At 38.9% G+C, this 9,682-nt stretch carries 6 protein-coding genes; 5 read left to right on the top strand and 1 reads right to left on the bottom strand.

Annotated features, from left to right (window positions below; all coding sequences use genetic code 11):
- Positions 1–3,275: Calx-beta domain-containing protein (locus ACP6PM_RS10120; protein ID WP_426584219.1), on the bottom strand; the 3,275-nt coding region annotated here is incomplete at its 3' end.
- A gap of 248 nt (positions 3,276–3,523) precedes the next feature.
- Here ACP6PM_RS10120 and ACP6PM_RS10115 point away from each other — a divergent pair.
- The 5 genes from ACP6PM_RS10115 to ACP6PM_RS10095 all read left to right on the top strand — a co-directional run.
- Positions 3,524–3,844 (top strand): hypothetical protein, encoded by a 321-nt coding sequence (locus tag ACP6PM_RS10115; RefSeq protein WP_426584217.1) that lies wholly within the window; start codon positions 3,524–3,526, stop codon positions 3,842–3,844.
- A 504-nt stretch (positions 3,845–4,348) separates the two neighbouring features.
- A complete protein-coding gene (psbB, locus tag ACP6PM_RS10110; protein ID WP_426584215.1) occupies positions 4,349–5,869 on the top strand; it encodes a photosystem II chlorophyll-binding protein CP47 in 1,521 nt (506 codons plus the stop codon).
- 185 nt (positions 5,870–6,054) lie between these two features.
- Positions 6,055–6,150 (top strand): photosystem II reaction center protein T, encoded by a 96-nt coding sequence (locus ACP6PM_RS10105; protein WP_011613950.1) that lies wholly within the window; start codon positions 6,055–6,057, stop codon positions 6,148–6,150.
- 151 nt (positions 6,151–6,301) lie between these two features.
- Complete coding sequence (nrdR, locus tag ACP6PM_RS10100) at positions 6,302–6,853, top strand: transcriptional regulator NrdR (RefSeq protein ID WP_426584213.1); 552 nt, start codon at positions 6,302–6,304, stop codon at positions 6,851–6,853.
- Between the two features lie 1,842 nt (positions 6,854–8,695).
- The coding region (locus ACP6PM_RS10095) for a 30S ribosomal protein S1 (protein ID WP_426584211.1) at positions 8,696–9,682 on the top strand (987 nt) is incomplete at its 3' end.

Below are 9,682 nucleotides of genomic sequence, written 5' to 3'. Positions count from 1 at the left end.
ATATCGTCGATGGTAATACTTGGTTGGTCGTTGTCGGTAATAGTTGCTGTAGCTTGGTTGTCTGATATGGTGGCGTTGACTGCATTTGACAGGTTAAGATTGAATGTTTCTGCGTCCTCTACAAGATTATCATCTACAATATCTACTGTAACTGTGGCTGTGGTTTCTCCTGCTGTGATGGTTAAACTGTCACTAATAGCTGTATAGTCGTCTGGGTTGATAGCAGTATCATCTGTGGTATTGTAGTCTAATGTTATATCTTGGCTACTTACTTGGTCTAATGTTAGGGCAAATGTTGCTGTACCGCCACTTTCATCTACTGTAATATCGTCGATGGTAATACTTGGTTGGTCGTTGTCGGTAATAGTTGCTGTAGCTTCTGGATCGGCAATACTCAGGTTGGTGGGGTTTGAAAGACTAACTAAGAATGTTTCGTCAATTTCGTCAATAGTGTCATCTATAATATCTACAGTTATGGTAGCAGTAGTTTCTATTCCTGATGCAAATGAAACCGTCCCACTGGTTGCAGTATAGTCATCTGGAACAGTTGCTGTTTGATCGGTAGTTGTATAGTCTACACTAATAATATCTTCAGCACCAGGTTGATCCAAAGTGAGAGTAAATGTTGCAGTTCCTGCATCTTCATCTACTGTAACATCAGCAATAGTAACGCTTGGTTGGTCATTGTCTACAATAGTACCTATACCTTGGTCGTCTGCTATAGTAGCATTGACAGGATTAGACAGATCGATATTAAATGTTTCGTCTAATTCATCTATAGTGTCGTCAGTAATATCTACTGTAATACTGGCAGTAGTTTGACCTGCTACTATTGTTGTGGTATTGCTTATTCCCGTGTAGTCCTCTGGTGTGGTAGCTGTGTTGTCTGTAGTAATGTAGTCTACTGCAATATCTTGGCTACTGGTTTGATCCAAACTCAGAGTAAATGTGGCAGTACCATCGGCTTCGCTAACTGTAACATCATCTATTGATATTGCCGGAAGTGTAATTTCAAACGCACCAATATCAACCGTTGCTGTACCATCTCCATCACCATCTATAATTCGAGGAAACCCTGTACCTCGTTGATCGAAGTCCCCAGGTGGAACATCACCGTTATTTCCACTATCAATAGCAGGGTTAGTAGTAGTGGGAATTAAAGCATGGGTTTGTGTTAGACCACCATTATTTTGCAAAGTGGTGTCTAGTACAGAATCAATTGAAACTGATAATACTTCGCTACCATTAAAACCCGTACTACCAGTTGTCTCACCAATTAAGTTAGAATTATTACTATTAAAACCACCAAAAACATCTGGATTGAAATTATCCTGGTTGCCTGCAATAATAGAATTATTAACATTAACATTTACATCCTGATTATAAACTCCTCCCCCGCTATTCCCGGCAGTATTGAAGGCAATAGTGCTGTTGTTTATTGTTAGGGTATTAGTACTGTCAGGATCGTTGGCATTATTGATACCTCCTCCATTATTACTTGCTATGTTCCCAGAAATTGTGCTGTTGTTAATTTCTGTGATGCCTCCAACCTGGTTAATACCTCCACCCCAAAAGTTGGAAGTATTACCATAAATTGTACTATTATTAAGTGTCAAAGTAGCAAGAAAATTACCATGAATAGCACCACCACCACTACCTACTGAAGTACCTGTCGTTATGTTACCTGATATAGTGCTGGAATTTACTACCAAATTATTGGTATTGAAAACACCACCACCGTACTCAGTAGCGCTATTATTCGATATTGTGCTGCTATCTATTGTTGTATTTCCGCCATTATAAATACTGCCACCATCATTGCTAGCATTATTGTTGGAAATATTACTATTGCTTACTGTTACAGTGGTATTGTTCCTTGTATAAATGCCACCACCAGATGATGCGTTGTTATCTGAAACATTACTATTATTAGTGATTGTCAGAATACCGTAAGTATTATAAATACCACCACCATCTCCTCCTTGATTATTAGAAATAGTGCTATTGTTTATAGTTACTGTACTTGGATTGTTACTATCACCAAGGTTAGTAATACCTCCACCATTTCCTCCTGTTGTAACATTCCCAGTAATAGTGCTTGAATTTGTTACTGCCAAATAACCATAGAGATGATTAAAAACGCCAGCCCCTCTATATGCTGTATTTCCTGAGATAGTGCTATTGTCTAAAGTTATGCTACCTTCACTATAAATACCGCCTCCGTTACTGGTGGCTGAATTTCCAGAGATTGTACTGTTGTTAATTGTGACAGTAGTACCAGAATAAGCATATATACCTCCACCATTTGTAGCTGACCCATTACTAATTGTTACATCACTAATAGTGACTGTAGCGTTACTAATATTAAAAACTCGTGAAGTATTATCACCACTAATAGTTAGATTAGCTGCACCAGTTCCTTCAATAGTTAAATCATCAGTAACAGAAAATGGTCGTGGAGTTGTAGTAGATGGAGGAATAGCTAATGGAGGAAAAGGAATAATAGTAATAGTTTGAGGTGTACCGAATACAGCAGGGTCAAAAATAATAGTATCCGCACCGCTACCCGTTTCTCCTAAGTCAGTCGTTGTATCGTTATTGGCAGCCGCAATAGCTTCCCGCAATGTTACTAACCCATCACCAACATTTATTATTAGAGGATCATCTGTACTATTAACAGTAATATCAGCAAACACTTCACCATAATTTACCAACACCTCTTCCCCAAACGCCAAACCATCCCCAACATTCCCAACTTTAACCCCAAGTTCCCAACTAGCACCCAACTCTGCACAACCAATACGACCGACAGCAGCAGCAACACCTACCCCACTCAACTCATGCAACCTTTCCACAAATGCTGCCCCAATATCTCCCGCAGCTACCTCGCAACCATACAACAATATTCCACCAGACCCTATCCCCTCACCCCATCTTTCCAACTCCTCCCCATATGCTGCCAAATTTCCAAGACTCAACCGAGTATTACCCAACTGCAAACTACCAGGAGAACCATGACAAACAATATGCAGACTAGAAACCCGACGATCGGCGATCGCTCTACTTACTTGTCTAACCCCATCCTCACCAGATTCCAGAATTACAACCTTTGCCCCCGGCAAAACCCCCGATGCCAACATCCCATAATTTTCCACCCTGGGGTCAATAACTACCAACATCCCCAAACCAGGCGATCGCCTACTTACCAGAAAACCATTACTTGCAGAATTTTGACAGAGAATATTATCATTTTGATTGGCAGTTAAAAGGTTCATAATCAATATTCCTGAATCTGGTTTATATTATATTTTCTCTGGCTTCAGCTTGAATTCTGTAGTTGATAAAGTCGAATTTATTATATAAATCAAATCTAAATAATTCTATAGAAAAAACATTAAATTTTCAGCTTTTCCAGCCAATAGCCTAACTTTTTTTCACATTACTTAATATTTGTTTGTACATATTTTCAAGACTCTTATTTTTGATAAACTTTTTGATAAATTAGTAAACCTTATAAAAGTCTGTGAAATACTTCTTTTTATCAGAGGGATGGGCAATAGGTCAAATTTGGACAGTAGGTGGCCTTTGGAATGAAACTGCCTGGAGACGGGCACCCGATATCAAAAAAATGTCAATCTGTCTGTGGGATAAAAACGAACAAATGTGGCTCCATCGTGTCGAAGATGCAGTTTTAATGGTAGAGATTTATCCCACTGCTGAAGTTCAAAAGTCTGCTTCTAATCAAAATATTGGCAACGTTGTATTAACTCGCTTGATTAATGCGGAAAAAGTCTTGGAATATCTTTGTAGTACCTCAGCTATTTGTCAAACTAACCACAAATAAGTCAAAAGTCAAAATTTAAAAGTCAAAAGTTATTTAATTTTAATTAGAGTAGAAATTACTATAGCAGCCATTACTGTTAAGACTTTGGAAATAGCTAAAATTTAGGTGAATATCAACAGTTAATACTATGTCCTTATTCTTTCTTCAATTTACTTGCTATTAACTTCAAAACTCTATACAATTCTTGAAAAAGTTTTAATTTTTATGCCCTCATCTAGTGATATTGGCCATTTAGTCCGAAACAATCTTGATGATAGGACTAATATTAGGAACAATTTATTTTTGAAGAGAGCATAAATCTAAGAGATGCGGTTGGTGAGAGCTACGCTCCGCCTTCGGCGAACGACCGTGAATACCTGTGGATGAGTAACCGCCGACGGCCTCAGTCGAAGCAGGAAGTAAACATCAAATTGTCACATTATGTGACCCTTTGTACATAACAAGCAAAAGAAAAAAGCTTTCAGAATAGATTAGACATCATTATTTATAGGAGGAGCGTAGTCAATGGGACTACCTTGGTATCGTGTACACACAGTTGTTCTGAATGATCCAGGACGACTAATCTCAGTGCATTTAATGCACACTGCTCTAGTAGCAGGTTGGGCTGGCTCAATGGCCCTTTATGAACTAGCAATTTTTGACCCTAGCGATCCAGTCCTGAACCCCATGTGGCGTCAGGGAATGTTTGTTATGCCATTCATGGCCCGTATAGGTGTTACACAATCTTGGGGTGGTTGGAGTGTTACAGGAGAGGTAGCTTCCAATCCCGGCTTTTGGTCTTTTGAAGGTGTAGCAGCAGCTCATATTGTTCTTTCTGGTCTGTTATTCCTAGCTGCTGTATGGCACTGGGTTTTTTGGGACTTAGACTTGTTCTTTGACCAACGTACAGGAGAACCTGCTCTAGACCTGCCAAAAATGTTTGGTATTCACTTATTCTTATCTGGTTTACTTTGCTTTGGCTTTGGAGCCTTCCACTTGACCGGAGTATTTGGTCCAGGAATGTGGGTATCAGATCCTTATGGATTGACGGGTTCTGTCCAACCGATAGCCCCAGCCTGGGGACCAGAAGGATTTAACCCATTTAATGCTGGAGGAATTGTAGCCCACCACATTGCAGCAGGAATTGTCGGAATTATTGCTGGTTTGTTCCACTTATCTGTAAGACCCCCAGAACGTCTATACAGAGCTTTGCGGATGGGTAATATTGAAACAGTTCTCTCTAGTAGTATTGCAGCAGTTTTCTTTGCAGCCTTCGTTGTAGCTGGAACAATGTGGTACGGCTGTGCTGCTACTCCTATCGAACTGTTTGGCCCTACTCGTTATCAGTGGGACAGTGGTTACTTCCAGCAAGAAATAGATCGTCGCGTGCAAGCTGAGTTAGCAGCAGGCAAAACTGCTTCAGAAGCTTGGGGAACTATACCCGAAAAATTAGCCTTTTATGACTACGTTGGTAATAGTCCTGCCAAGGGTGGTCTATTCCGTGTTGGTCCAATGAACAATGGTGATGGTTTAGCTCAAGGTTGGCTTGGTCATCCTGTGTTTAAGGATAAGGATGGCGAGGAATTATTTGTACGTCGTCTACCTAACTTCTTTGAAACTTTCCCAGTTATTTTAACCAATTCAGAAGGTGTGGTTAAGGCTGATATTCCTTTCCGTCGTTCAGAGTCAAAATATAGTTTTGAAGCACAGGGTGTAACTGTTAGCTTCTTGGGTGGTGACCTTGATGGTCAAACGTTTACTAACTCTGCAGATGTTAAGAAGTATGCTCGTAAAGCTCAGGGAGGTGAACCTATTGAGTTTGACCAAGAAACTTTAGGGTCTGACGGTGTATTCCGAACTAGCACTCGTGGTTGGTTTACTTATGGTCATGCTTGTTTTGCTCTCCTATTCTTCTTTGGTCACATTTGGCACGGATGCCGGACTTTGTTCCGCGATGTATTCGCCGGTATTGACCCAGACCTAGAGGAACAAGTAGAGTTTGGTTTATTCCAGAAATTGGGTGACTTGAGTACCCGTAGGGAGTAAACATCACAAAACAAATACTAAAATTTGGCATCAATACAATGATGGCCAAATAGTTATATCTAATCTTCAAATTTGATAAAAGTCCAACGATTACTTTGAAAAAAGTTACAAAGTATTTTCGTTGGACTTTTATTTACTATCAACTGGTAAACTAATAAAGAACTGGATTTTCAGGAAATTCCCTTATGGAAAGTGCAGCTTATATACTGGTATTAGCTTTGGCCTTAGGTGTAATATTTTTTGCGATCGCCTTCCGCGATCCACCTAGGATTGGAAAGTAATCATTCTTGATGAGTTTCCTATCCAAAAAATTGCCTTTTTGATCGGTTATGAGTGCTGAGTTCTCAGCCCAGCACTCATACCTAATAACTAACAACAAGTGGCCATCTCCCTGAGTTGGGCAAAATTATTTATGTATGAAAAATTTCAAGTATGCTATGTCCAATTTGCCAACATACAAATAGTCGTGTTCTAGAGTCCCGTTCAGCCGAATCTGGTAAGAGTATTCGACGTAGGCGGGAATGTATGAACTGCCAGCATCGTTTCACGACTTATGAAAGAATAGAATTTGTTACAGTAACAGTGATCAAAAGGGATGGTAAAAAGGAGTCTTTTGACAAGTCGAAATTACTTCGAGGTATTATCCGTTCCTGCGAAAAGACTGGTATTGAAGCTAGTCAGCTTGAAGCTTTTGTCAATGAAATAGAAGTTGAATTACAGGGGAGATCCCAGAGAGAAATTACCAGTGCTGAAATTGGTGAAATTGTTCTTAGTAAATTGAGTGCTATTAGTGAAGTGGCTTATATTCGTTTTGCCTCTGTTTATCGTAAATTTCAAGGTATTCGGGATTTTGTAGATACTTTAAATCATCTACAAAATCAAAAAGATAATTTAGAATTTTCTAGGACTTTGCCAAAAAGTTCTGACATTTCTTTACAACAAGATGCTCCCGATCATGAAACACCAGCCTCTTGTACAACTTAGTCTTGAACTTAACAATAGCAGAAAACTTGATTTCAAAGGTTATAACAAATTGAAAACCTCTGCTGTGTAAAGCAGATAGTTCTTAGCACTGATAAATACCTGAAATTATTGGTATGTCTCGACCTAAGTGCTATTTTTTCAGTTTATTTGGTTATAACTCTAGTAAGTATCATAAATATTCAACACAAATATAGTCATATATAGTTAAATATGGTCTTTTGTCTCCAGAAATTGGGGCGAATATTGACATAATCTAACAATGTTGGTGATAATAAAAAATAAAATAGCCTCAAGAGTCAACGATCTGAGTTCAATAGGGTGAAATTCCTGGACTGACACGCTACCTCTAGGTACATAAGAACCTATGTCCAAGCCTCTGTATTATGACCAAGTAGAAATTGAATCAGGGAGATAATCATGCAAAGAGGAAAAGAAAAAGCAGTCCCAAATGCTTTTAGCTATGGGATAGAGGTTGTTGTAGTTCACCCAGTCAGGGTAACAACTGCAAAATAAGCATATGTCATATTTGACTATATTTTTATGAACTATAGCACTAATATAGTTTAAAGATATTTTTTGACTTAAGATATATTACATACCCAATGCTGTTACTAATGGCATGAGTATCCTGTTTCACATACGGATGGATCGATTCATTAATGGATAATGGATAATTACCTCTGGTTAAAACCGTACGGGAATTGAATATAAGGAAATATCCTAGCACTTTTCTCTTGGTAGGTTGGATATGGCGCACTTCGGAGCGACTCTGCACTCTTCGGGAGACCTCGTCATCCCATCCTACTAGGTCATGCTGCGCAAACGACCGCTCTCTTGGTCGATTGGATATGGGGAGGAAACCTCGCCATCCCATCCTACGGACTGCTCTGCAAACGACCGCTTTTTCTCTTGAAATAGAAGGCTTTATACCTTGATTTTTCGGTAAGTATTAACACTTAGGGCAAGGTCTTACTTAGTCTCTGGAGGTTTGAATCGTCTTAATACTGCCCTCACTCTTGTAATAGCAACAACTACTGCCCAGCCTAAGTCTCTTTGCCCAACGGTTGAATATTTTGTTTGTAGATTTTGAACGTTAAGATAGGCAAATTTTCTGTACGAGCGATATTGACTGTGGTAGGTCAATTAACTACTTCTGTTAGATTAAATTTGCTATCCCGATACAATCGTTGGGTGAGTTACCACTTAATATTATACTAAACATTCTCAACATTCCGATAAGATACCAAGACAAGCAGTAGGTCTAGGTATTCTGCCCAAATCTATAGATAAATTGGAAAGTTCTTGGCAAAAAGTGGCCCAAAAATAACTATCCTCAGAGTTGTGGTAAAATAAAGTGTTTTGAATCATAATGATAGTTTAGGAACTTGGCTTGACTCGGTAAAATTTATATTCTACTGATATATAGACCTCACTAGAGTAAATAAACACTCTAGGTAAGTCGAACTCTAAATTAGAGTTATAAAAAAATGAAGTAAATACCCAAGCCTTTATTCGGCAAGTGGTATTAGCTACAAAAACTCTAATGGCCTGAAAAGTAAAAGTTGCTTACCTAAAATTATACAAAAAAAATTGGTTTTTCTATAAAACCATAATTTTTGTAAAGGTAAAGTTTTGTCTCATATATAACTTATAAAGTAGTAGAGATGTGCGGTTGGCTTGACCGTTAATGCCTGTGGAGGTCCTGCTGCCGACAGTGACCGTAGAAGCAGGAAATAAACATTGAAATGTCCTCATTATGACGTTTTATATCAGTTTTATGAAGCAGAAACTATCAAGACAAGTAAAAAACATTAAGGAGAGAAATCCCAAGAAAATACACGCATGATAAATTTGAAAACACCAGCCAAGGACATTGGCTTTACTCACGAAGATTTTGCAGCCTTACTAGATAAATATGACTATCACTTTAGTCCTGGGGATATTGTAGCAGGGACAGTATTTAGTTTAGAACCAAGGGGAGCATTAATTGACATTGGAGCTAAAACTGCTGCTTATATTCCGATCCAAGAAATGTCAATTAATAGGGTAGAAAACCCTGAAGAAGTTCTACAGTCTAATGAAACAAGAGAATTTTTTATTCTCACAGATGAAAATGAAGATGGACAGTTAACTTTGTCCATTAGACGGATAGAATATATGCGGGCTTGGGAAAGAGTCCGGCAACTACAAGCAGAAGATGCAACTGTGCGTTCCCAAGTATTTGCGACAAATCGTGGTGGTGCTCTAGTTCGGATAGAAGGTTTACGTGGATTTATTCCGGGTTCACACATTAGTACGCGCAAGCCAAAAGAAGATTTACTTAACGAAGAATTACCTCTAAAATTCCTAGAAGTAGACGAAGAACGCAATCGTCTAGTTTTAAGTCATCGTCGTGCCTTAGTTGAGCGGAAGATGAATCGCCTAGAAGTAGGGGAAGTTGTAGTAGGCGCAGTTCGTGGTATTAAACCTTATGGAGCCTTTATTGATATTGGTGGTGTAAGTGGCTTACTGCACATATCAGAAATTTCCCACGACCATATAGAAACTCCTAGCAGTGTACTAAAAGTCAATGATGAACTAAAAGTTATGATCATCGATCTAGATGCTGACAGAGGTCGTATATCTTTGTCAACGAAGCAACTAGAACCGGAACCAGGGGCAATGGTGAAAAATCCACAACTGGTATATGACCATGCAGAGGAAATGGCAGCTAAGTTTAGGGAAAAAATGATGGCTGCTCAACGAGGAGAAACAATAGAAGAAACAGTAGAAGCACCGGAAGTTGAAGCAACAGCAGAAACAGTAGAAGCACCGGAAGTTGAAGCAACA

This window comes from Dapis brunnea BLCC-M229 (assembly GCF_050015995.1).
In the GTDB taxonomy this organism is placed as follows: Bacteria; Cyanobacteriota; Cyanobacteriia; order Cyanobacteriales; family Microcoleaceae; genus Trichodesmium.
This window is presented reverse-complemented; position numbering and strand designations above follow the sequence as displayed.

Bases quoted from the DNA above. Each gene is read 5' to 3' on its own strand.
- psbB (WP_426584215.1), top strand. From the start codon at position 4,349: ATGGGACTACCTTGGTATCGTGTACACACAGTTGTTCTGAATGATCCA.
- ACP6PM_RS10105 (WP_011613950.1), top strand. From the start codon at position 6,055: ATGGAAAGTGCAGCTTATATACTGGTATTAGCTTTGGCCTTAGGTGTA.
- nrdR (WP_426584213.1), top strand. From the start codon at position 6,302: ATGCTATGTCCAATTTGCCAACATACAAATAGTCGTGTTCTAGAGTCC.